Source organism: Acinetobacter bereziniae (genome assembly GCF_016576965.1).
Lineage (GTDB): Bacteria > Pseudomonadota > Gammaproteobacteria > Pseudomonadales > Moraxellaceae > Acinetobacter > Acinetobacter bereziniae.
Map to the genome: position 1 here is coordinate 3,880,849 of NZ_CP066119.1, position 24,591 is coordinate 3,905,439.

Annotated in this window: 23 protein-coding genes and 1 pseudogene; 7 read left to right on the forward strand and 17 right to left on the reverse strand. The window is 38.5% G+C overall.

Going from position 1 to position 24,591, the window contains the following annotated elements; translation table 11 throughout:
* Nucleotide 1: 1 nt before the first annotated feature.
* From filE to filB, 4 genes are read right to left on the reverse strand one after another with little or no spacing between them, the layout of a single operon-like run.
* Nucleotides 2-1,345, reverse strand: a complete 1,344-nt coding sequence (gene filE, locus I9192_RS18055; protein WP_200149978.1) for a putative pilus assembly protein FilE — start codon at nucleotides 1,343-1,345, stop codon at nucleotides 2-4.
* On the reverse strand, nucleotides 1,345-3,009 hold the full coding sequence (filD, locus tag I9192_RS18060) for a putative pilus system OmpP1/FadL family transporter FilD (protein ID WP_005033670.1): 1,665 nt from the start codon (nucleotides 3,007-3,009) through the stop codon (nucleotides 1,345-1,347). Before filD ends, filE begins: the two co-directional genes overlap by 1 nt.
* A gap of 12 nt (nucleotides 3,010-3,021) precedes the next feature.
* Complete coding sequence (gene filC, locus I9192_RS18065) at nucleotides 3,022-4,212, reverse strand: putative pilus system protein FilC (protein ID WP_005033673.1); 1,191 nt, start codon at nucleotides 4,210-4,212, stop codon at nucleotides 3,022-3,024.
* 53 nt (nucleotides 4,213-4,265) lie between these two features.
* The gene (gene filB, locus I9192_RS18070) at nucleotides 4,266-5,099 is read right to left on the reverse strand and encodes a putative pilus system C39 family peptidase FilB (protein WP_005033675.1); all 834 of its coding nucleotides are present in this window, start codon (nucleotides 5,097-5,099) and stop codon (nucleotides 4,266-4,268) included.
* Between the two features lie 123 nt (nucleotides 5,100-5,222).
* On the opposite strand from filB, the pseudogene I9192_RS22615 reads away from it, so the two are divergent.
* Nucleotides 5,223-5,318 (forward strand): annotated as a pseudogene (locus tag I9192_RS22615) (hypothetical protein); the annotation flags it as partial.
* Here the strand turns inward: I9192_RS22615 and filA are convergent.
* Complete coding sequence (gene filA, locus I9192_RS18080; protein WP_005033676.1) at nucleotides 5,307-6,239, reverse strand: putative pilus system protein FilA; 933 nt, start codon at nucleotides 6,237-6,239, stop codon at nucleotides 5,307-5,309. The pseudogene I9192_RS22615 and the gene filA overlap by 12 nt on opposite strands.
* Nucleotides 6,240-6,581: 342 nt before the next feature.
* Between filA and I9192_RS18085 the strand changes: the two genes are divergently transcribed.
* Nucleotides 6,582-7,922, forward strand: a complete 1,341-nt coding sequence (locus tag I9192_RS18085) for an anthranilate synthase component I family protein (RefSeq protein ID WP_005033677.1) — start codon at nucleotides 6,582-6,584, stop codon at nucleotides 7,920-7,922.
* Between the two features lie 127 nt (nucleotides 7,923-8,049).
* Here the strand turns inward: I9192_RS18085 and hisC are convergent, their stop codons facing one another.
* The 8 genes from hisC to I9192_RS18125 all read right to left on the reverse strand — a co-directional run bounded on the left by hisC (nucleotide 8,050) and on the right by I9192_RS18125 (nucleotide 15,917).
* A complete protein-coding gene (gene hisC / locus I9192_RS18090) occupies nucleotides 8,050-9,147 on the reverse strand; it encodes a histidinol-phosphate transaminase (protein ID WP_005033678.1) in 1,098 nt (365 codons plus the stop codon).
* A gap of 192 nt (nucleotides 9,148-9,339) precedes the next feature.
* On the reverse strand, nucleotides 9,340-10,641 hold the full coding sequence (gene hisD / locus I9192_RS18095; RefSeq protein ID WP_100885903.1) for a histidinol dehydrogenase: 1,302 nt from the start codon (nucleotides 10,639-10,641) through the stop codon (nucleotides 9,340-9,342).
* Between the two features lie 128 nt (nucleotides 10,642-10,769).
* Nucleotides 10,770-11,432, reverse strand: coding sequence for a DUF4272 domain-containing protein (locus I9192_RS18100; RefSeq protein WP_010591016.1), 663 nt, complete (start codon nucleotides 11,430-11,432; stop codon nucleotides 10,770-10,772).
* 147 nt (nucleotides 11,433-11,579) lie between these two features.
* Nucleotides 11,580-12,275: an ATP phosphoribosyltransferase gene (gene hisG, locus I9192_RS18105; RefSeq protein ID WP_004830084.1), complete on the reverse strand. Its 696-nt coding sequence runs from the start codon at nucleotides 12,273-12,275 to the stop codon at nucleotides 11,580-11,582.
* Nucleotides 12,275-13,540, reverse strand: a complete 1,266-nt coding sequence (gene murA, locus I9192_RS18110; RefSeq protein ID WP_004830086.1) for a UDP-N-acetylglucosamine 1-carboxyvinyltransferase — start codon at nucleotides 13,538-13,540, stop codon at nucleotides 12,275-12,277. The genes hisG and murA overlap by 1 nt, the downstream gene beginning before the upstream one ends.
* A 6-nt stretch (nucleotides 13,541-13,546) precedes the next feature.
* The gene (gene ibaG, locus I9192_RS18115; protein WP_004830087.1) at nucleotides 13,547-13,798 is read right to left on the reverse strand and encodes a BolA family iron metabolism protein IbaG; all 252 of its coding nucleotides are present in this window, start codon (nucleotides 13,796-13,798) and stop codon (nucleotides 13,547-13,549) included.
* A 148-nt stretch (nucleotides 13,799-13,946) separates the two neighbouring features.
* Entirely contained in the window at nucleotides 13,947-14,288 is a 342-nt protein-coding gene (gene hpf / locus I9192_RS18120) for a ribosome hibernation-promoting factor, HPF/YfiA family (protein ID WP_004830088.1), read from the reverse strand.
* A 180-nt stretch (nucleotides 14,289-14,468) separates the two neighbouring features.
* Nucleotides 14,469-15,917 (reverse strand): RNA polymerase factor sigma-54, encoded by a 1,449-nt coding sequence (locus I9192_RS18125; RefSeq protein ID WP_004830090.1) that lies wholly within the window; start codon nucleotides 15,915-15,917, stop codon nucleotides 14,469-14,471.
* Nucleotides 15,918-16,442: 525 nt separating this feature from the next.
* Between I9192_RS18125 and I9192_RS18130 the strand changes: the two genes are divergently transcribed.
* The 4 genes from I9192_RS18130 (at nucleotide 16,443) to I9192_RS18145 (ending at nucleotide 19,725) form a co-directional block, all read left to right on the forward strand.
* Entirely contained in the window at nucleotides 16,443-17,354 is a 912-nt protein-coding gene (locus tag I9192_RS18130) for an amino acid ABC transporter substrate-binding protein (RefSeq protein WP_004830092.1), read from the forward strand.
* Between the two features lie 91 nt (nucleotides 17,355-17,445).
* On the forward strand, nucleotides 17,446-18,288 hold the full coding sequence (locus tag I9192_RS18135) for an amino acid ABC transporter permease (RefSeq protein WP_004830094.1): 843 nt from the start codon (nucleotides 17,446-17,448) through the stop codon (nucleotides 18,286-18,288).
* 2 nt (nucleotides 18,289-18,290) lie between these two features.
* Nucleotides 18,291-18,968 carry an amino acid ABC transporter permease gene (locus tag I9192_RS18140; protein ID WP_004830097.1) on the forward strand — a complete coding sequence of 226 codons (678 nt, stop codon included), beginning with the start codon at nucleotides 18,291-18,293 and terminating at the stop codon, nucleotides 18,966-18,968.
* A gap of 13 nt (nucleotides 18,969-18,981) precedes the next feature.
* A complete protein-coding gene (locus I9192_RS18145; protein ID WP_004830099.1) occupies nucleotides 18,982-19,725 on the forward strand; it encodes an amino acid ABC transporter ATP-binding protein in 744 nt (247 codons plus the stop codon).
* A 337-nt stretch (nucleotides 19,726-20,062) separates the two neighbouring features.
* Here the strand turns inward: I9192_RS18145 and I9192_RS18150 are convergent, their stop codons facing one another.
* From I9192_RS18150 to I9192_RS18165, 4 genes are all read right to left on the reverse strand, one after another.
* Entirely contained in the window at nucleotides 20,063-20,737 is a 675-nt protein-coding gene (locus I9192_RS18150) for a DUF799 domain-containing protein (protein ID WP_004830101.1), read from the reverse strand.
* On the reverse strand, nucleotides 20,734-21,111 hold the full coding sequence (locus I9192_RS18155; protein WP_004830102.1) for a DUF4810 domain-containing protein: 378 nt from the start codon (nucleotides 21,109-21,111) through the stop codon (nucleotides 20,734-20,736). The genes I9192_RS18150 and I9192_RS18155 overlap by 4 nt, the downstream gene beginning before the upstream one ends.
* A gap of 14 nt (nucleotides 21,112-21,125) precedes the next feature.
* Entirely contained in the window at nucleotides 21,126-21,797 is a 672-nt protein-coding gene (locus I9192_RS18160) for a CsgG/HfaB family protein (protein ID WP_004830104.1), read from the reverse strand.
* Nucleotides 21,798-21,937: 140 nt separating this feature from the next.
* Complete coding sequence (locus tag I9192_RS18165) at nucleotides 21,938-22,561, reverse strand: LysE family translocator (RefSeq protein ID WP_004830107.1); 624 nt, start codon at nucleotides 22,559-22,561, stop codon at nucleotides 21,938-21,940.
* Between the two features lie 399 nt (nucleotides 22,562-22,960).
* On the opposite strand from I9192_RS18165, the gene I9192_RS18170 reads away from it, so the two are divergent.
* Nucleotides 22,961-24,580 (forward strand): oleate hydratase, encoded by a 1,620-nt coding sequence (locus I9192_RS18170; RefSeq protein ID WP_005033682.1) that lies wholly within the window; start codon nucleotides 22,961-22,963, stop codon nucleotides 24,578-24,580.
* The last annotated feature ends 11 nt before the right edge of the window (nucleotides 24,581-24,591 follow it).

The window sequence follows — 24,591 nt, forward strand, 5'->3', positions numbered from 1 at the left end:
CTTACTGAATAACACTCAGCTTAATTTGTCCATGATTTGTTAACTGTTTATTTTCAACATCTATAGCTGAGGATAATGGTGTTAAAAATAGATAAGTCGCTTTTTCTGGTTTTCTCAACACACCTTCCATTGCGGCATATTGTAAATTGTTGTCGTGTGATTCTTCATTTTTAAAGCCACTCACACCTTCAATGACACAGCCTTGTTCATCTAAAAATACAACTAAAGGCCAATAGTAGGTTTGTGTCTTAGAAGAGGATGCGTAGGAGGTCAAAAGTATATTTTGTACCTGAGCATCTAATTTCACCACTTCATAAGCAAAATGCGCTTTAATCGGCGCAACAGGCCATAAACCAATCTCTTGATTTTTAAGTGATAAACCTTTTGCTTTAAGTATTTTTTTACCTGTGAAACAAGCTTGTTCTAAATTATGAACCACTTCGTCTTTAGGTAATCGGAAATAAGTTGAAGATAGCACGACTGGTTTTTTTTCGTCAGCATCTGGATTGCCTCGAATACGGTTTAAGAGACTTGTACTCAGTCCCTTTTGTCGTTCAATTGTTTCATAACGCCCATGTACTGCACCAATCTCTGGGGTCATATAAAATCGCTTTTTCCCCTCGAGATTAAATTCACGATCTTCCAGATATTCATTATTTACATACTTTTCACCATCAATGATGGTGAAGTTTTTGTCTTCAGTTTCTTGGATACTCTGCGTTTTAAGCGCAGCTTTGGAAATTTGTGAGTTCTGAGTCGTTAAACTCTTTTGTTGTTTTTCGACTTGTGTAGCTTCATGTTGTGATTTAGCTATTTCAGCAGTTTTAGTTTCTGGAACAACTACAGCTGTTTTTTCTTGTTCATCTGGCTGTACTGATGACGAAACAGTTTTTTGTGGTTGTGGTTGTGGTTGTGGTTGTGGTTGTGGTTGTGGTTGTGGTTGTGGTTGTGGTTGTGGTTGTGGTTGTGGTGAAACCTTAACAGTTTCTTGCGGCTTTGTTTGGATTTCTGATGAATGCTTAGTTAAAGGTATCACAGATTTTTTTGGCTCTGGTGCACTTGTAGGAAAGTGCTCAGGTTGAGTCACATTTTTATTTTGTGTTGTGCTGGATTGAGGTTGAATAGCCTCAATAGATTTTACAGTTTTATTTTCATTCTTTTCATTATTTTTTTGTTTGGTTTCAGGTTTTGTTGATGATTCAGGTTTTTGGATAATCATCGGATGCCCATCAGGTCCGATAATGGTATAGAAACTGGATGCATAGCAAGCTGATGTGGCTAAGCTCATACCAATTACCAGCCACAAAGAAGTCAAAACTATTTTTTTCTCAGCTTTTAAATGCATTACCATCTCGTTCTGTAGTTAATCCCTAGAATTGTGACTTTGGTATTTGTTTTTACATTCAATCCAGCATATGGGTTGAGCAGTAAATTATCTACCCCTGTTTTATTTGCTAAACTACTGGTATTTGCAGGAATATTATCTCGGCTACGTAAGAAGCCCACAGATAAATCAATATCCGTATCTTCATCAAAACGGTAACCTAAACCTAAACCGAATAATTGAGCATTATTGATCGGCACCATAGTATTTCGTTTATCATCCGGAATCGCACTGGCACGAGGTTCATAACCTGCTCGAAGTTTTAAACGGTCATTGGCCGAATACTCAACACCAACTCCCCAGCTCCATGGTGATTTAAAGCCAAGCGGGAAAGCCAATGAAGTATCTGTGACTTGATTGGATAAAAGTTTAGCAATTTTTAATGCTGAAATTTGGCGATCAAACTCAAATTGGAATTTTTCCCACGCTTTAAAGTCTGTCCACCCAACATCGAAATTCACTTGTAAATCAGGTAAAACCTTATATTTTATCCCTGCTTGGAAATGTGCTGGATATTCTAAATCCATTGCGATCAAACCAGATTCTGTTGGTGGTATATAACCTGGAAACCCAAGAATCGCAGCAAGGATCTGCCCCGTCGCAGATGAGTTTAAGCCTTTAATCAGTTCTCTTGGCGCATTGGCATTATCGATGAAATATTTACCTTTCATACGCATTTTTGCCGAGCTTTGATAGACCATACCAAAACCAAAGTTTTCAGTTGGCTCCCACATTAAACCCAAGTTATAGCTTGGACTCAGACTTTGTTCTAAAGAAACCTGCATTTTCCCGAACTGACCAAAAGGATTCATACCCTCATTGGCATTACAAATACCAAATAGCAAAAGATCCGTGATCATATTGGAGTTATTTCGGAATGGTCCACAAACAGACTCATCCACCATTCGTAATACGCCAATCATTTCATTGGGGAAGCGTAAGTCCGTCTTTAATGCCATGGCATTATATGACATCCCAATCGAAGCTCCCAAAGAGAGTTGATCATTGACTTGATATGCAACAGAAGGTGATAAATATGTAATACGTTCAATGGCAACCTGTTGTCCCATAAAGTTACCGGGATTTTTATCTTCTGAACCAAATCCTGCCACCATCGGTGCATAAGCTGCGGTTGCATAGGTTAATTTTGAACCTGGTGGGTTATATGAAACCCCACCAGTAGGCGCCAATACCGGCCATCCGGGTCCCAAATCTACAACTTTCTTTAAAATAGGAATGTATAAACTTGCATATTCAACATCACCACGTACAGAGTCTTTATAGTCTGTACATAAGCTGGATGGATTATCAGGTGCATCATTACAGATTAAAGGATCATCAGAATAACCAAATACGTTATAACCTGGCGGTGCAGAAAACTCTCGTTGAACATCAAAGTTTGCAATGATACCTTGTACGTCTGTCTGTAGACCTTTAAGTTTCGTCAATCCAGCCGGGTTAAAATGAATTGCACTAATTCCTGGAGGGTCTGCAGTGACAGCATTCCCCATCGTCAATGAACGTATATCTACAGATAGGTTAAGCCCTAAATGTGCAAATACTTGAGTTGAACACCCTGTTAATAAAATTGCTGTTACTAATGGGCGCAAACGTATGTTTTTCATACCTTACACTCCTTAGCGAGCTTTTTTCTTACCAAAGCCAATAATATCTAATGGGAAGGACAATCCAAGTGAAATATCCGGTGAATCCTCAGTTAAACCAATTCCCAATGTACCATTCACAATGGTTTCAGGATTTACACGCACACCTAAAGCAATCGAGAACATACCACTTGATTGATTCGCAGCATCATATTTTTCACGCCCCTTTTCAGGGGTTGCTGGATTTGCCTGATATGTAAAGGAGGTATTCATATTAAATGATTGTTGATATGACATGGTCATAGATACATCATAGTTAAATGAATACGCAAAACCGAAAGAGAATCCGCCTGTCACTCCTGGATCAAATTCTTCTAAAACCCGTTGACCGAGCTGCTGACCACCCTGACCATTGGCATTTCCACCACCACGCACTTGGTTTAAACCAGTTTCTTTAAATCCATAGTTAGCCGAAACAGAGGCAAATAATACAACGGGGTCAATATATTTTCGGGTACTTGCACCGAAACCGACAGAATAATAACCCTTACCTGTAGAGAGATCTGTATTCGGATTAATTTCGTATGGGCTATCCCCTGTTTTTGTCGATACACTACCAAATAAAATCAGCGGTAAACGACCAGCTTTAAGTGGGAACGGTTCCCAACGTGCTCCGAAGTTAATATCCCCTAAACCTGCGGCAGTTGCATCTTTTAAACTATCTGATTTTGCGATAAAAGGTAGAGAGGCGGTAAAGGTTAAATTATCTCGAACGCCATATTGCGCTGTAAAGGTATTGGTAATGGTATGACTTGCATCCTCGTCTACACGAAGTTGGTAAGCAGTACCTTCATTAATCCCCAAATTCAGTTGTGAATCACGATAATATGAATAATCCAAATCATAGAAAGTTGATATTTCACCTTTTTTAATTAAGGAATATTGCCGCTCATTAGATGTAAAAACTTCTTGTAAGTTGGTTTCCTGAGAAGCATCACCTTCTTTCTTTTGTAATGCTTCAGCCGCTTGAGAGCCTGACTTTGGTGCTAAAGATTTTGTTTCATCTTTATTAATCTGTACATCTTCTTTAGCTGGAACAGCTTGATCTACTGCTGCTTCAGCACTTGCATCAACCTCAGTATTTGTTTCAGCCGCATATAAACTTCCAATTGCAAACTGAATACTCACTGCAAGTAAAGTTCTTTTCATCCATTGATTATTCATATTATTCCTATCCCAAAAAATCCAATTCAGTTATGTAATTTTTAGTCCATCTTTTACTTACGTTTATAATAGAGTCGAAGGTAAGTTGTAATTGGCTGATTATAGGTTGCTGACTTGGTATCTAGGTCAATTACTTTACGCATGGTTGATGCTTTATCTGCCAATCTATTGACGTAATCTGTTGAATATTGAGCCTCTACCAATGCATAACGATTAATTGTTGCATCATCAACATGACGCATATCTGCCTCTTGTAAAGCCAACATATTACGTTGTTGGTCTTTAGGCGCATTAATCATAAATAAAGTATTATTTTCCCAAACTTGCTTAAAGCGCTCTTGGTCAAAACTAATATTTCCTAATGCAGGGTCAGCCACATAGACTCGCCCATCTTTATACGCTTTAAATACGACAAAATGTTTAAAGCCTGCATAAGAAATAGGCACAATCACAGGTTGATTTTGATTAATTAAGTCTGTGAATTCCCCTTTAAAGCCGCCGCTCTCATAACCAATCGCAGCCACAAAACGTTTCATATCCAACAGAGAAAAACTTCGACGTTCGATAATACGGTTGTATTCTCCAAAACGTAATAAACCTTCCATGGTTTGTTGTTCAGTTAAATTTGTTCCGACATATCCATTAAGCAATGTCGTGAGCGCCGCAGAGCCACAACTATAGTCATATGCCTGACGGACGATCCCACGGAATTGATTTTCTAAAGCAGGTTTAATCTGTACCATCTCACGATGATTTCGTGAGAATGATGGGTCCCGAGAATCCGCAAGCTCAGTATAATAAACAGCATCCTTTGGCTTGGGTTTTACATCAAGTGCGTGGTTGGCAAAATAGTACATTAATGCCGAACCTAAAGTAATTTCTAACATAATTTTAACTATCAAGTATCGGCAGTATTTTGCCTAAAGTGCTGATTTTATTTTTAGAGTGAACACTCTACATCCCTGAAACTAGAAGATACCGTTTTTTGAAAAAAAAAACAGTCTTTTTTTGAACTTTTGTCGTTTTTAGGGCAGTTTTTTGTAAAAAAAAACGCATGCTCTGCATGCGTCTTTTTACAACTAATCAATTCTAACTTAATGACCTGAGATTGTTAGTTTTACACCATTTGCTGTAGCTGAACCACCGTTATAAAATTTCATTCCACTGATTGCAACATCACCAATCGAAGCAGAACCCGTACCTGTACCTGGAGTGCCTGGAGTTCCCGGTACATAACCTGTACCACCACCTAACACAACTCGACTTAAGTAAATATCAGTACCTGTTGTACTTTTCAACGCAGTTACCGCTAAACCTTGTTGAGTTACCGCAATATCAGCATCCATAGCTAAATCAGCACTACCCGTATCATTAAGTTTGATACCGCCCAATACGATATAACCACCACCGCCAGCAGATGCATCTTTAAGTGCCAAGTTACTAATTGATAAACCACCGATCATTTTACCAGCAAGCTTAATCATTGCACCCTGCGGTGTATTACCCAATTGAATATTGGCTGTACTTGCACCAACATTTACCGTTAAACCGCTTAAAATTTCAGCAGAGCCTGTATCTGGCTTATAAACACCAGCAGTATTAGTAGTATTGTTAACCTCAATTTTACCTAAACTAACACCTAATGCATTAATTGATGCTGCAACGTTTAGAAATGGTTTGCCAGCATTACCAGCTCCTGCACTACCATCTGTATCAATTGACAAAGTTGCCAGATTACTGTTTGCTGCACCTTGGTTAGTGATTACCACATTATTTAAAGTGATTGCACCCGCTTTATTGGTACCACCAAAACCAGCTTGACCAGCTGTTAAAGTACCTGGTGCCAAACCATCTGTATCAAAAATATGTAATTTAGCGATTTCAATTTTAGATGCATTAATTCCAATATCGATACCGTCCTGACCCGTGGTTGCACTCAGTGCAGCATCATCCATTGCTTGCAGAGCCATTGCATTTGAGCTAATCGCAACAGCAGAAACTAAAGCGAGTTTAGTAAATAATTTCATAATCTGTACTCTCCCAAGAGCATTTTTTTTCATTTTTAACCACTCTCCGTAGTTCCCTGTTGTTTTTAGTTGTTTTACAACTTAGAACACCAATCCTTGAGTAGTCCGTTTTGCCCTTTTAAGTTAACTGTATGTTACTTTTTGTTCAACTGCTGTTTATCAAAAAGGTGATGAAACCGATAAACGGTAAGCAGTTTCACTACATTATGTTATTTTTTTGTTCAACCGCTGTTTATCACAAAGTTGATAAAACCGATAAACGGTAAACAGTTTTTTCACCTTGGTTTTCAGGTAGAATATAGCCGAATCAATCAATTTTTCTTTTTTGAGTTCAATCTCCCTATGTTTCGGAAGTTATTACATTTTCCATCAAACAGCATTGCTACAGTATTACATCGACTTCACTCGCTTTTTGGTTGTGTCTATTTAAAAAATTCAGGGCAAGATGTCATCGCCTTCTTACCTGAAAAGTATTGTATTTCAACTTCACAGCAATATCAGACTTATACACGAAGCGACTTTAGCAATTATAAAAAAGATCAAAATACTAATAAGTTCGATCATTTTTTTTCTTTTAATCCACTCTCCTCTTCGGATAGCGTTGAAAATTTTCAAGGAGGTTATATTGGATTTATCGACTACAATTATGCCAGTGCCCAACATATTGATTCAGCAACAAGAACCCAGCCTAATTTTTATATGGGTGAATATCAAACTTTTATTCACATCGAAAATCAACAATTAGTTTTCTGCAGCTTAGAATCTTGTGCAGAAGAATTTTTCACATTCGTACAGAATCTACTACATACAAATCAAGCACCAAGCACATTTAAACTCAACACGCTTTGTCAAGCGATGTGGACAAAACAAGACTATGCACGAGCTTTTACCCAAGTTCAAGAATACATTAAGGCTGGCGATTGCTATCAAATCAATTTGACACAAGAGTTCAGCGCAAAGGCGCAAGGCTTACTTTTAGATACAGCTGAACGTTTTTGGAAACTGACTGATGCACCTTATTCAGGTTATTTAAAACTTGATGATTTTGAGTTACTGAGTTGTTCACCTGAATTATTTATTGATTTTAAAGCGGATCGTAAAATTATCACTAAGCCCATCAAAGGCACGATGCCACGTTATGATGATCCTGATTTAGATCAACAATCCAAAGATCGGTTAATTCATTCTCAAAAAGATCAGGCCGAAAATGTCATGATCGTTGATTTGTTACGTAATGATTTAAGTGTATATGCCGAAACAGGTTCAGTAAAAACACCTAAACTTTTCAATATTGAGTCTTTTAACCAAGTCCACCACATGGTGAGTGAAGTCACAGCAACATTAAAACCTGAAGTCAATCCATTTGATGTACTCTTAACGGCTTTACCAGGTGGCTCAATCACAGGCGCACCAAAAATTCGAGCAATGCAAATTATTGAAGAGTTAGAGTGTGCTCCGCGTGGTGCTTATTGTGGTTCTTTGGGATATTTTAATTTTGATGGTACAGGATCTTGGAATATTTTGATTCGCTCCATTCAAAAACATCAAAATGATATTTCTGTATGGGCAGGTGGGGGAATCACCATTGCGTCTGACTGCGATGCTGAATATCAGGAATGTTTTGATAAAGTTTCCGCAATGCTTGATCTGCTCAATACTTGGTATCAGCCAAAAGACCAATAAACGGAACGAAATTAATGAGCATGATTCACGCAATATAAATAAAATGGCTTTTGTTTCCCTATCAGCCATTTTATCTACATTACAATCGCAAGGCGACATCCATGTCGACCACATGCAACAATTACAGTTATGACAAGATATCCTGCTTTAAAGTATCAACAAGCCGTTGATTTTGCTCATCTGTACCTATCGTAATCCTTAAGAACTGGTTAATACGAGGCTTATTAAAATAACGGACAATAATCCCCCTTTCACGCAACGCCTGTGCAAGTTCACCAGCATCTTTAGACGGTAAAGATGCAAATATAAAATTCGCTTTAGATGGCAGCACTTTAAAGCCTATCGCTTCTAAGTCTGCAACCAGTTTGTCGCGACTGAGAATCACTTTTTGACATTGCGCTTCAAAGTATTCTTGATCTTCAAATGACGCAACGGCAGCAGCAATGGCAAAACGATCAATCGGATAGGAGTTAAAACTATTTTTAACAGCTTCTAATGCTGCAATGAGATGTGGCTGTGCAATCGCAAATCCAACGCGTAATCCCGCTAAAGAACGAGATTTTGAAGTCGTTTGACAGACCACTAAATTCTCATATTTTTCAACCAGCTTTACCGCAGATTCCGCTCCAAAGTCAACATAAGCCTCATCAATCACCACCACAACATCTGGATTGGATTGTAAAACTTCTTCAATAGCATCTAAACCCAATGCAATACTGGTGGGCGCATTTGGATTGGTAATAATAATTCCACCATTAGGCTGTTTATAATCATCCACCACGATTTCAAACTGCTCATTTAGAGGAATGATTTTTGTTTGAGCAGAAAGCCCAAAAAACTGACTATAAACAGGATAAAAACTATAGGTAATATCTGGATATAAAATAGGCTGATCTTGTACGAAAAAAGCCTTAAAAATATGGGCTAGAACTTCATCTGAACCGTTGCCGACAAAAACATTGGCAATATTGACATGCTGTTGTTGAGCAATTGCTTGTTTCAATACAGTTGCATCGGGATCTGGATAAAGTCGTAATGCATCCGCGGAATTTTCCAAAACAGCTTCAACCGCTTCAACCACTTTCGGCGATGGCGGATAAGGGTTTTCATTGGTATTCAGTTTTAATAAATTTTGAATTTTAGGCTGTTCTCCTGGGACATACGGATCTAACTCACGTACCTCAGGACTCCAAAAACGCATTTGTTCAGGACGAATCTTTGACATTTTCTTATCTCTTATTTGTCTCATCTGTCTCTTACACCACTTTAAGTGCAACTCACTAAAAGCGCATTGAGAGAAGGTAATTCAAAGCTATCAAAATAAATGCTTTAGACCCAGCACTCTACTTTAAATAGCTTCCTCTCTTTTGCTTTGAGAGGAATTTGTATTACATGATCAGTGAGGTATTCAATTTAATTACTGGTAACGGTATCGTGCAGATCGTGCATGTGCATCCAAATCCTCTTGCTGAGCAAGAAGATCTGCTGTTTTCGCCAGTGGTTTAACCCCCTGCTCAGAACACATGATTAAACTCGAACGTTTCTGGAAATCATAAACACCCAAAGGTGATGAAAAGCGTGCTGTGCCTGATGTTGGCAATACATGGTTAGGACCTGCACAATAATCACCAATCGCTTCAGGTGTATAACGTCCCATAAAAATCGCACCTGCATGGCGAATGCTTTCTGACATCAATTGTGCCTCATCCAAACACAACTCTAAATGTTCTGGCGCAACTTGATTAATTAAATCAATCGCTTCTTGACGGTTTTTAACCAAAACCAAAGCACCACGATTCGCAATCGATGTTCGCGCAATTTCTGCTTTTGGCAAAGCAGCCAAATGCGCTTCAATTGCCAGCTCCACATCATTTAAAAGCTGCTCATCCGGTGTAATAAAAATTGCCTGTGCAACAGCATCATGCTCTGCTTGTGACAATACATCCATCGCCAACCACTCTGGATTATTTTCACCTTCTGCATACACTAAAATTTCAGAAGGTCCAGCAATCATATCAATTCCCACTTGACCAAAAACCGCACGTTTTGCAGCGGCAACAAAACGATTGCCGGGTCCAGTGATTTTATCCACCTGTGGAATTGTTTCTGTACCATAAGCCAATGCCGCAACTGCTTGAGCACCTCCAATGGTAAATACACGATGTACTCCAGCCAGATATGCAGCAGCCAAGACCAAAGGGTTTAATTCACCATTCGGCGCAGGTACAACCATGATAATTTCTTGTACGCCAGCAACATGTGCAGGTATGGCATTCATCAGCACAGAAGATGGATAAGATGCCAAACCACCTGGAACATAAATCCCAACACGATCTAAAGGTGTTACTTTTTGACCCAAGGTATTGCCCAAATCATCAATATAAGTCCAACCTTCTTGTTTTTGTGCTTGATGAAATGAACGAATACGTTGTGCTGCCATTTCTAAGGCGTCACGAATTTCAACCGTTAAGCCCTCAAATGCAGCTTTCAATTGGGTTTGTGACAGTTCTAGATCTGAAAATTGATGCGCTGGATGTCGATCGAACTGTTGAGTGAGTTTTAATACATGTGCATCGCCATGCTGACGCACATCTGCAATAATTTGGTCTACTGTTTTTAAAAGCTCAGGATCACTCACTGTTTCAAAAGCTAACAAGTCAGCAAAGACTTGTTTAAAGTTCTGCTCTTGAGTCGATAAACGTCGCATCAATTTACCCACAAGGTTGTTTAAGAAAGATTTAGTTTACCTTGTTTTGAACATCTTGTGGGCAAAGATCACATGGTCAATTTAACTTAGTTTGATAGGAAAGTCTGATGAGAAACACTGTTGATCATACAAAATCTGATTTAAGTACTTACATCTGGATAATCCCAGTCACTATCTGCCTGAATTAACCAATTCAATGCACCATGTCTTTCAACAACAACCGATGAATTTAGATTTGCAGGTGCTTGCTGTTGTTTTAAACGCGCATCCACACAAGCCCAATCATAACGATAAATTAAATCTGCCTGATCTAAAATTTCCTCAATCTCACGTAATTTCACTTTGCTCATAAAAGCATCAAATGTTTCACAGGAGGTCACCGCTTGAATCGCAAAATCACAATCAATAATATGATCAGGATAAGTGAGCTCATCCACGAGACCTAAAGCCCATAACAAGACCCAATAAGCTTCGTATTTCCAAACCATATTAACAACGTCTTGTTCCGATACATCACGCTTTAAAATCGCCTGCTCTTTTTTGGTCAATTCCGCTAAAACTTGCATTTTTTTTAAAATATCAAATACAAATTCCTGCGTTTCATCATCGTATTGATCGTTGTTTAGATCACAAGCCACCTGAATGACCCATAAACAAGCAATCGCTCGTTTTGCAATCTCTTCAGCTGTACGCATTTGCACTTCTTCCACAGATTCGATCACAGGTAAGTGATCAATATAGGGAATTGAATTTTGCTTAAGGATCTGTATAGATTGATTTTTACGTTGTTGAGGCGTTTTCATCTGAGCTTTTATATATGAATGACTATGATGTTTTATCATAAACCGTATTTAGGTTATGCCATAATTTGTTAAAAATTTGATTTTGATTATAAAAAAACACCACTCTAGTTTGAGTGGTGTTTTTGATTATACATTGACTTGAGGATATTATTTTTGCTGTTCACGCTCTTCCACTGCTTTTTCAAGCTGTGCAAGTATAGGATTTAATAAAGTTTGCTTACGCTTAAAGCTTGCTTTATTCACAATCAAACGTGAAGACACTTTACAAATTTCTTCCAAAGGTTCTAAACCATTGGCACGCAAAGTATTTCCTGTATCAACCACGTCTACAATGTAATCCCCTAAACCTACCAAAGGCGCCAACTCCATTGAGCCATAAAGTTTAATCACATCGACTTGCTCACCTAGGCTTGCATAGTATTGACGAGTTAAATTGACATATTTTGTGGCAATCTTTAAACGTCCTTTAGGACGTACCATGCCCACTTTACCTGCAGTCATTAACTTACAATTGGCAATTTTTAAATCTAATGGTTCATAGACATTTTGAGCGCCATGTTCCATTAGCACATCTTTACCTGCGACACCAATATCTGCTGCGCCATTTTCAACATAAGTTGGCACATCAGAAGCGCGTAAAATTAAAATACGAACTTGTTTATGTGTGGTTGGGAAGATTAACTTACGCGATTTATCAGGGTCTTCCAGTAAGTTAATTCCCGCAGTTTCAAGTAAAGGAAGCGTCTCTTTGAGAATACGTCCTTTACTCAATGCCAAAGTCAAACCATGATCAAAATTGCCCATAACGTCAAAATTTGGATCATCGTTTCTCATATCGCTCATTAACTTGTCTCGCTCACTCGCTTAATTTGGGCACCTAGACCTTGTAATTTTGCTTCAATATTCTCATAACCACGGTCAATATGATAAATACGATCAACAATGGTTTCGCCTTCAGCTGCCAAAGCAGCCAAAACTAAAGAAAATGAAGCACGCAGGTCAGTTGCCATTACAGGTGCAGCAGATAGTTTTTCTACACCTGTCACAATAGCATCATTACCTTCAACCTGAATATTTGCACCCATACGAGCCAATTCAGGAACATGCATAAAACGATTTTCAAAAATCGTTTCAGAAATTGTTGCGAAGCCACGACCAATTGCATTTACAGCCATGATCTGTGCTTGCATGTCTGTTGGAAACTCTGGATGAGGTAAAGTACGGAAACTGACTGCTTTTGGACGTTTGCCCATCATATCAAGCTCAATCCAGTCTTCACCACGAGTGACTTCCGCACCCATTTCTTCAAATTTATCTAAAACAGATTCAAGCAAATTTGGATCAGTATGGGTGGTTTTTACTTTACCGCCAGTGATTGCCGCAGCAGCCAAATATGAACCAGTTTCAATACGATCAGCAACCACTGAATACTCACAACCGTGTAGGCTTTCAACACCTGTAACCACCAAAGTGTCTGTATCCAAACCTTCGATTTTTGCGCCCATTTTAATCAGCATTTGCGCTAAATCTGTAATTTCAGGTTCGCGTGCAGCATTACGAATCGTCGTGACCCCATCAGCCAAAACAGCTGCGGTTAAAATATTTTCAGTTCCACCGACCGTCACCATATCAAAGATGACTTCACCACCTTTTAAACGCCCATCGACTTTGGCATGTACATAACCCGCTTCGACCTCAATTTGCGCACCTAAAGCTTCCAACGCTTTTAAATGCTGGTCTACAGGGCGTGAGCCAATCGCACAACCACCTGGAAGTGAGACTTTTGCACTCCCATAGCGCGCTAATAATGGTCCAAGCACCAAAATTGATGCACGCATGGTTTTTACCAATTCATAAGGTGCAAATTGATTATCCAGAGTAGAGGTGTCCGCAATCACGGTTTCTCCCTCGTAACTCATGGTGACGCCAAGACCACCAATCAATTTAACCAAGGTACGGACATCTTTTAAATTTGGGACATTTCTTAAAGTAATTGGTGTGTCTGCAAGAATCATTGCAGCCAACAAAGGTAATGCCGCATTTTTTGCACCCGAAATGCGTACTTCGCCTTCGAGTTTTACACCGCCTTGAATGACAAATTTATCCATTGACGCTTAAGCTCCAAACATACTGGCTTTGCGCCATTCTTCTTTAGTCATCGCACGAATAGTGACCGCATGTACTTCACCACTAGCAATATAACTGTTAAGTGGTGCATAAACAGCTTGTTGACGAGGAACAGGACGTTTCCCTTCAAACTGATCATCGACAATACGGAGATCAAATTTACCTGCTTGTCCACTGACAGCAACTTCAGCATCAGGAAAAGCTGCTTTTAAGATTTCAGTGAGCTGTTCACTATTCATTGCATCGACCTCTTATTAGGACTAACAGTGTAAAAACTGGCTATTTTACTATAACTCACTAAAATAATTCATTAGCTGGTACAAAAAATATAGATAAAAAAAAGAGGTATTTTCAACCTCTTTCTAAAATGTTTAAAAATATTGAAGTTTAAGTCGCTAAAATATTCATCGGCTGATAATCCAGCTGCATTTTACGATGCTTATCTAATTGTCTTTTTAATTTATCGGTCAGCTTAGTAATGGCATTATACATATCATCCGCAGTTGCTTGCGCAAAAAGCTCGATCCCGGGCAAACGAACAATCGCTTCTGCGATATGATTTGCACTGCCTTTTTTTGATCTTTTATCTAATTGATGATCTTTACTTAATTTCACCTGCATACTGTTCACTTGATCGATATGCTTTGTCATCTGCGCGAATCTATCTCGAATATTTTCTTCTATTGCAGGTGTAATGGTTAAATGATGTCCACGAATTGTAATTTGCATAGCTTTATCCCTCTCCTTTTATAGGAATATGAAAGTCATAACCAAAACGATTTCATGACAGAATTCACCAAGGAAAAAACTGTGCTTAATATCATGCAATCATTTAAGTTACTCCAAAAGACAAACAAGCGATTCATTATTTCGTCATAATGAATCATTAGAATAGCCACACTTTAAAAACTAGATCAAGACTTTTCTGTCTGATGACGATGGAATATGTAACGATTCGCGATATTTTGCGACCGTACGTCGTGCAACATCGATTCCATCCTCTTTTAACAAATTAGCAATCGTATTATCAGACAATGGTTTACGAGGATTTTCATCCGCCACCAGTTTTTTAATTTTGGCACGAATTGCTGTTGATGATGCTTCACCACCCGAAGTCGTTCCTACATGGCTTGAAAAGAAATATTTCAACTCAAACAAACCCAATGGTGTGAGTAAAAACTTATTCGTGGTGACTCGCGACACTGTTGATTCGTGTAATTCAACTTCTTCAGCCACATCTCTCAACACCAAAGGCTTCATACCTTCTGCACCAATTTCTAAAAATTCACGTTGATGCTGTACGATACAACTGGCGACTTTTAATAACGTTTTATGTCGCTCATCGACACTTTTGATAAAGTTTTTAGCTTCCAGCATTTGATTACGTAAATACTGATTCTCATCACTTTGATCTGCACGTTTGATCATGCCTGAATAAAAAGAGTTGATTCTCAACTTAGGCAAAACATCTGGATTCAGCTGAACATGCCAGTGATTATTCTTTTTGGAAACTACCACATCAGGAATTTGGTAATCTGATTCTTTTTGCTCAAACTCTGCCCCAGGATATGGCTTCATGGTTTTGAGCAATTCAATTGCTGATTTCAATGATTCAGCATTTAATCCCGTTTGCTTAATCAATTTATTGAGATCATTACTGACCAAAAGCTCATAATGTTTTAATAACATCAAGGCTTCTTTCCTAAACAAAGTCGTTATAGGGAGAGCCTCGATTTGCACAAAAAGACATTCTGCAAGATTTCGTGCTCCAATACCTATCGGTTCAAGCCGTTGAATATGCTTTAAGACAACCAAAACCTCGTCTTCTTCTACTTCAATGTCATAGTCCATTTGTTGTAGCAAATGTTGAACAGAACTGACAATTTCATCGATATCCGCCTCCAAAAAACCTTTTTCATCCAAGGCATCCACAATGCAATACGCAATTAACCTATCGACTGGGGAAAAATGTAACAAATTCACTTGTCCCAGCATATGCTCTTTTAATGATGCATTGGAATGGCGATTGTCTTCACGGTCTTCAAACTCTGGACGCTCAATTGCAGTAGATTGATGGGTATATACATCATCCCAATCAGTATCAACAGGTAACTCGTCAGGCAAATGATTGGCATTTAAAGCATCTGAAAGTTCATACTCTTGTTGTTCTTGCTGTACACTTTCCAAACTTTCATGTGTTTCTTCTTCAACTTTTTCAAGCAAAGGATTACTGTCCAGTTGAATTTGAATTTCCTGTTCAAGTTCTAAGCTCGATAATTGTAGTAATCGAATGGCTTGTTGCAGTTGTGGCGTAAGCGACAACGAGTTTGCAACTTTTAATCCAACCGATAACTTCATACCTATACTTCCCACAGTGCTCTATTTCACTTTGTTTTGCTTTAGTGAATAAAGCAAAATTCATGCCTATTCATTTTTTATACCACAGTAACCATGGGACGACTAGCAAAAAAAATGAATAAATCACATAAAAATATTTATTATTTATAAGTTAAAGTTAAATTTTAAAAATGTATTATTTTTATGAATAACTTATCGAATAGTCACATATTGGTACTGGTGAAATAGCCATCAAATATCTAAATATAGTTTAAAAAACTATAAGCAAAAATAAATGAGCTTAGGGCTATTTATTTCAAAATATTTAAATAAAATAGGTTTCGCTTTGTGATACCAATCACATTTCTAGTTTTGCTAAATTTATTATTTTTATCCTTTACTTATTGGAATAGTGAGTATAAAAATAATGATATAAAGAAATATGATGGATCATTCTTTCAAGGAAAAGCATTGGCACGATAACTGCTTAATTTAAGGACAAGCACTATTGTAATGCCAAAATAATCATGTAATGGAGAACTCAAAATGACACAATCTACAAAAGCACTATCAAAAAAAGTATTCACCACTGCGCTTGGCGTACTTATGGCTGGTGGCGCTTTTTCACAAGTTCAAGCTGCTGATACTTTGGCAAAAATCAAGCAATCAGGAAAAGTCATCATTGGTTATCGTGAGTCTTCAGATCCAATTTCCTATGTTGTTGGTGGTAAACCAATGGGTTATGCGGTTGATATCTGTAACAACTTTGCCAACGAACTTAAAAAAACCCTTAAAATGCCTAATCTTAAAGTGGAATATAAGGCTGTTACTTCATCTACACGTATTCCAGAAATGCTGGCAGGCAATATTGATATGGAGTGTGGAACAACCACCAACTCTATTCAACGCCAACAACAAGTAAGCTTCTCTACCAACTACTATGCGACAGAAGTACGCATGGCAGTCAAAGCAAATGCACCAATTAAATCAATAGCAGATTTAAATGGTAAAGCTGTAGTGACAACACAAGGAACTACATCTGATAAATACATCAAAATGGGTGAAAAAGGTGAAAAGGTCAACGTAAACAACGTTTACGGTAAAGATCATTCTGATTCATTCGCAATGGTGGCATCAGGACGTGCAGCAGCATTTGTTATGGATGACAATATTCTTGCAGGTCTCATTGCGAAATCTTCAAATCCGAAAGACTTTAAAATTGTAGGTCCAGTGCTTTCTTCTGAGCCTTACGGCATTATGCTTCCTAAAGGTGATGCAGCATATAAAGCCATTGCGGATAAGACTGTCACTACAATGTGGAAAAATGGTCAAATGGCCGCTTTATATAAAAAGTGGTTCCAATCTCCAATTGCGCCAAAGAATGTGAACTTAAATATGCCAATGAGTTCATCCTACTTAAAACTTAAAGCCAATCCTACAGACGCTGGCATTAATTAATTCCGTGCTCAAATCACAGTTTATAGATCAGGCTTAAATCAAGGTCTGGTCTATAAGTTTTTTACAAAATTAAAAATACAAAGGAGCACACATGTCAGTAGGCTCACTTAACTGGACAGCATATTGTCTCCCCTCAAATGAATATAGTTTGGATAAGGCTGCATGGGCTGAATCCGTCTGTAAAGCTATAGGTGGTGAAAGTTACTCTCCTGTTGCTGATGCACCAACATGGTTACAACTCTTAGGTTCAGGTGTCTGGACCATGGTTTGGACTGCGGTACTTGCATTTTTTATCGCTTTCCTGCTGGGTTCGTTAATCGGAATCTTGCGTACGATTCCCAACAAGCCACTTGCCTTTATTGGCACATGTTATGTCGAACTGTTTCGAAATATTCCTCTGATTGTCCAACTCTTTTTCTGGGCATTCGTTTTTCCAGAACTACTCCCACTCAGCCTCAGCACAGGCAGTGGTGAAATGGTACATGGTGGATGGTGGCAAAATATTCTCAATGACAATCCAGCCGCAGTTGGGGTTTTTGCATTAGGATTGTACACAGCAGCACGTATCGCAGAACAAGTCCGCTCAGGGATCAATACAGTTTCCAGAGGTCAAAAAAATGCAGCTTTTGCAATTGGTCTTACCCAAAGCCAAAGCTATCGTTATGTCATTCTTCCTGTTGCATATCGAATTGTATGGCCGACACTCACTTCCGAAGCAATGAATATTTTCAAAAACTCTGCCGTGCTGTATGCACTCAGTGTTTTAAATTTCTTTGCTTATACCAAAACGATGCGAGAAGAAACATCACAAGATATTGTGATTCTTATTCTTTCAACACCAGTCTATTTGGTCATTACCTACACCATTAAGCTTATTATGGCGTGGATTGAAAAAAGAATGGCTGTTCCTGGTCTTGGTTCAGGAGGTAAATAGTCATGGATTTTAGTATTTTACAAAATCACGATGTGATTCAAACACTGATTGCAGGGTTTAAGTTTACCGTTACTGTGACGATTTTATCTATTATTGGCGGGATTCTGATTGGCACGCCTTTAGCCATGATGCGTTTATCCGACAATAAAGTCGCCAGTAATTTTGCTAAAGCATATGTTGACTTTTTCCGTGGTGTTCCACTGATTCAGGTCATTTTTATTTTCTATTTTTTATTGCCTAAATTCTTTGAGTTTCAATCTGATACCTATTATGGACCACTCTTTTCCAGTGTCGTCACCTTTGCAATTTTTGAAGCTGCATTCTTTTCAGAAATTGTTCGTTCAGGTATTCAGTCTGTCTCAAAAGGTCAAGTCAATGCAGGTTATGCCTTAGGATTCACTTATGGACAAACTATGTCCAATGTCGTACTGCCTCAAGCATTTAGAAATATGCTACCTGTTATATTGACTCAATCTATCGTACTTTTCCAAGACGTCTCTTTGGTGTATGTGATCAGTGCGCCAGACTTCCTAGGCAATGCAAATACTTTAGCAAATACGTATGGTGCTGAAACCAAAGCAACCTTCTACCTGATTGTAGCAGTTGTTTACTTCTGTATCTCCTTTGCGCTTTCAAGACTTGTGAAGCGTTTACATCAAAAAATAGCAATAATTCGATAATTGGAGAATCAATATGCCAATGATAGAAATACAACATATCTCAAAATGGTATGGAGATTTTCAGGTTCTCACAGATTGCACCACATCCATTGAAAAAGGTGAAGTTGTGGTCGTTTGTGGACCATCTGGTTCTGGAAAATCCACACTGATTAAGACAGTCAATGCATTAGAACCTTTCCAAGAAGGCAATATTATTGTTGATGGAACAGCGCTCAAAGATTCAAAAACTGATCTGGCACAGTTTCGCTCTCGTGTTGGTATGGTATTCCAACACTTTGAATTGTTTCCGCATATGACCGTTTTAGACAATTTAGTCATTGGGCAAATCAAAGTATTGAAACGTTCTAAATCTGAAGCTGAGAAAAAAGCCTTACAATATTTAGATCGTGTCGGTTTAGCAGCACATAAGAACAAGTTTCCTGGACAACTGTCAGGTGGTCAGCAACAACGTGTTGCGATTGCCCGAGGTTTGTGTATGGATCCAGTATGTATGTTATTTGACGAACCGACTTCTGCACTTGATCCAGAAATGGTTGGCGAAGTTCTTGAAGTTATGAGTCAGCTGGCAAAAGAAGGGATGACCATGATGTGCGTAACCCATGAGATGGGCTTTGCACGCAAAGTGTCAAGCCGAGTGATTTTCATGGATCAAGGTAAAATTTTAGAAGACTGTGCAACCGATGACTTCTTTAATAAACCAGATGAGCGTCATGAAAGAACCAAGTTCTTCTTAGACAAGATTTCAATGGTACATTGATATTTAGGCTTTAAAACAAAACCCCAATTAAAATTGGGGTTTTGTTTTTTAACAAGAACAATAAATTATTAGGGTCTGTGGACAATTCGTCTATGTTTGCGACTAGGTGTGTTTTTTAGGCGATTCTAGGCACGAAATACGAAATTTAGTCATTCTAAATGAGTAGTTCGTAACGACGAAGCGACAAAAAAACACGCTAGTCCCGAAGGGTTGTGGCTAAAATTATCTCAGGCTACGTTATGAAACTTAAAAATAGTCTCGCTATTCTCTTCATTTCATGCCTTGCCTGCTCAATTTTAACCTACAACGCAAGCCATTTATGAAATGTCCACAGCCCCTAAGGTTTTACTGTATTTTGAGTAAAGTTGGGCGATCTTGGTCCGTATAACAAGCCTTTTTGTTGGCTTAAATTAGGGGAATACAACTGCGAACTCACAACACCAGATAAGGCATAAGCTTTATCAGATAAGTGATTAGAAATCTGATCCACCACAGCGCCCACTAAAGCCCCTAGTAAACCTGCGTTGCTATTATCATTGGATTGCTGAAGTCGCTCCTCACCTTGCCAAAGTAAAGTTCCAGATGCGAGGTCCACCAACTTTGCTTCTACAGCAACTGTCGAAACAGATTGAATCACCTGATACTTAGAACCATATTCGTTGACTTTGATATAAAGTGCAGCATCAGCCCCAAAAATCTCTTTTAACTTTTGAGGAGCAATTGCTTGCGCATCAAATCCATTGGTGACCCCATTCTCTTTAAACATGGTATCAACCACAGAAATGGGGAACACATAATAACCCGCCTCAGCAACCGGAAGTGCCACCGTTGACCAATATCCATAAGTTGCACGCGTATCAGGCGAGTTATTAATGGGTGGTAGTACCAAAATCGACTTAGGTTGATGCGCATGATATGCAGCCAAATCTCGGTTGTTTTTGGGTGCCACTGCGCAGCCAGTAAAAAGCATCGCGAAACAGCTCAAAATCAGCAATTGTTTCATTTTCTTCATGGCGTCTTAACCTCAACAGATCGAGTGGTCATTTTCTTAAGTAAACGATCCATCAATACTGTGGACTCAGGGTAAACTTGACGCTCCAATTCAAAATACTCAATTGCACGTGGAGCATTATTGATATTTAAGTTTAATAAACCCAAATGTGCATATAAACCAGGCGGTACTGCTTCGTTTTTGGCTTTTGCTTTTTCAATATCTTTCTCAAGCAGCAAAATTTGCTGCTGAGGTGAAGTTTTTTCAGGAACGCTCAACATCAGGTAAGTTTGTTGAGGAAATCCTCCCCAACGATATAGAGACTTTGGTCCAGAAGCGCAGCCGACTAAACTTAAGGTCGCCAAGCAACTGATCAAGAATAAAACAATTTTCATGGGTTGATTCAAACCTATTGTGTTGACCACTTGTTGGTTTGGATATCATTCACAAGATTATTGACAGCTTCACGAACGGCCAAATCTAAAACCTTACCATTGAGTGTTGAATCATATGATGCGGTTGAACCAAAACCTAAAACTTCTCGTTCACTCAGCGCATATTCACCTGCACCCTGCACAGAATGTACAACTTCTGCAGTTTTTACATCCACCACATTGATATTGACTTTTGCATACGCAATTTGTGTCTTGCCACGACCAAGTAAACCAAATAATTGATGATCACCCACTTCTTTACGACCAAACTCAGAAACATCTCCAGTCAAAACAAAACGAGCACCTTTAATCGACTGAGCAGCCTTACCAAATCCAGCTTCTTGTTGTAATTCAGAAAGATTATCTCGATTCAGTACAGAGAAGTATCCTGTTTGCTGTAAATGCGTTTCTAAAATTGTTTTTGCTTGACCACCTAAGCGATCAACATTGTCAGAAAAAATGCCGCGCATATAGCTTGAGCGATTATCAAACTTACCAATCGAGATTGGTGTTTTAACGCCTGTATATTTCATCGTTGTCGTCGCAGCAGTCACTTGCGGTGCTTGAATCGTTTTTGAAGTTTCAGTGGTTGAACAAGCACTCAGAACTAACCCATTTAGGGCAGCAATAAATAATATTTTTTTCAAGGTTACATCTCTCTATGGTCAAAGCCATTATAATTTTCAAGCCAATTATAACAAGCAAATACTAAATTAACTATTTAATTTAATTAACAAAATAAAAGAACTTCAATAACAGGCGCTGTTTTTATAGAATAATCACTTGATTATTTCAATCCAAAAATCAACTTTAGCCCCAGTACAGTCATCACACCGCCAGCAGCTCGGTCAAATACTTTCTTAAATTTTAAATATACACGGCGTGGTCTTTCTGCTGACAATGCAACAGCAACCAAGGAGTACCACCCAACATCGATAAAGAAACACAAAATGGGTAAAACAAAATAATAATAGGTTGGAATTTCTTTAGGTAAAAGTGCGGTAAAAATACTCGCCAAAATAATGGCAATTTTAGGATTACTCAACTGTGTGATCAAACCCAAGCGATAAGCTTGTTGATAGCTCATACTAAACGAAGAGCCAGATGCTTGTTCCATTGGATCTTTGGCATGTTTTATAATTTTATAAGCCAGCCAAAGTAAATACAGCCCACCACAGAGTTTTAAAACTAAATAGGCAGATGGCACTGCCAGTAATATGGCTTGTAAGCCCATCACTGCAAGAAAGCCAAATAATGCTGCACCAGTTCCTGTACCCAATGCTGTAAATAATCCGTGTTTACGAGAAATCGCAATTGAATTTTTAGCGACATACACAAATGTAGGACCAGGACTGATTGCACCCAACATTAACGCTAGCGCAATAGAGCCTAAAATCAATAACGATTCCAAGAGTTACCTCGTCACAAAGAGTATTTAAAGAAGCTTATTTTAAGCCACAAGCGTTTTTTGAAGATACAAAAAAATTGATTATTTCACTATGAAGTTTTTCTATAGTTTAAAACCATATCGAATTCATCCACTTTGTTCTATACAGTTGTGAATTATTCTCAAATACAATAGCTTTGACTCATTTTAGAGCAAAAGCTCAATAAAAAATTATTTTTCAATAACTTGTATCATATCAAAAAATTAATAGATCGCGTTGAAATATTCTGAAAATCCATAAAACTGTAGATTTTGATCACAAAAAATAACTTTCCTTTTCACTCTTTTTTAAGCTATAAAAACCCATAATAAAACTATGGTTTTAATTTATACATCATCAAAATTTCATATTCAGGGGTAAAAATGAACAACTATAAACCTAATCATTTAGATGCTAAACAAGCACATCTTTGGATTGTTGGCGGTGGTATCGCAGGTATGGCAGCAGCTGCATTTGCGATCCGTGATGCCAAGGTTCCTGCTCAAAATATTCATATCCTAGAAGAACTGGATGTATCTGGTGGATCTATGGATGGTGCACACACACCCAATACATCTCAAGCATGGGTCACTCGCGGTGGACGTATGCTTACTGATGAAACTTATTTATGTCTATGGGATTTGTTTTCCAGTATTCCGTCTTTAGAAAATCCTGATATTTCTGTTCGTGAAGAGTGTCGTGAATTCAATGAGCAGATTAAAACTCATGCCCAAGCTCGCTTGATCAATGCACAACATGTTATTTCTGATGCATCTAAACTGGGTTTAAATACCTTACATCGTGCACAAATGTTACGTTTATTGGCATCAAAAGAAGAAAAAATTGGCAGTCGTCGTATAGATGAGTTCTTTGATGAAACCTTCTTTGAAACAAATTTCTGGCGTATGTGGCGTACAACATTTGCTTTCCAGAAATGGCACAGTGCAGCAGAACTGCGTCGCTATTTTCTACGCTTTATTCAAGAACTGCCCCGTATTCATACGCTCGCAGGCGTAAAAAGAACCAAATATAACCAATATGACTCAATGATTTTACCATTACAACGCTGGCTGGTAGAGCAAGGCGTCGATGTTCGTTTTGGACATTATGTAACTGATGCTGATTTCCAAACCGATGAGAAAACCTCAGAACGACGAGCGACACGCTTATATATCAACCTCCCTGAAGGTGCTGAGCAAATCGATTTAAAAGAAAAAGATCTGGCTATATTTACTTTAGGTTCGATTACAGCTGATTCCCGTTATGGTGGCAATGATGATGTGCCAGCACTTATTCGTGATCGTCTTGATCATGGCTGGACATTGTGGGAAACCTTGGCAAAAAAAGCGCCTGACTTTGGTCGTCCAATGACTTTTTATGGCAACATCGATGAACATAAATGGGAATCTTTCACCCTCACCATGCATGATGATGTGCTGTTAAATCGGATTATTGAATATACCGGTAATCAACCTGGCACAGGTGCATTGATGACTTGGTTTGAGTCTGGTTGGCATTTATCGATTGTTGTCCCAGCCCAACCACATTTTGCTGATTTACCTCAAGGCACATTTACACTTTGGGGCTATGGTTTCCAAATTGATCAAAATGGGGATTACATCAAAAAGCCGATGTCCCAAGCCACAGGCAATGAGATCCTTACTGAGCTGATTCAACAACTTGGTTTTGATGATATTCTCGAACATGTATTAGCGAATACCACAGTGACAACAGCAATGATGCCTTATGCATCAGCATTATTTGCTTGTCGCAAGTCTGGTGATCGCCCTCAAGTGATTCCTCAAGGTTCTAAAAACTTTGCCTTTTTGGGACAATTCGTTGAAATTGAAGATGATGTTGTTTTTACTGTTGAATATTCAGTTCGTGGTGCAATGCTCGCAATTTATGCATTTTTTGGCGTAGAACGTGAAATTCCCGATATTTATAATGGTTTACTTGATCCTAAAGTCGGATTAAAAGCATTAGAAACAGTCTTTCATTAAGTCAATTTAAT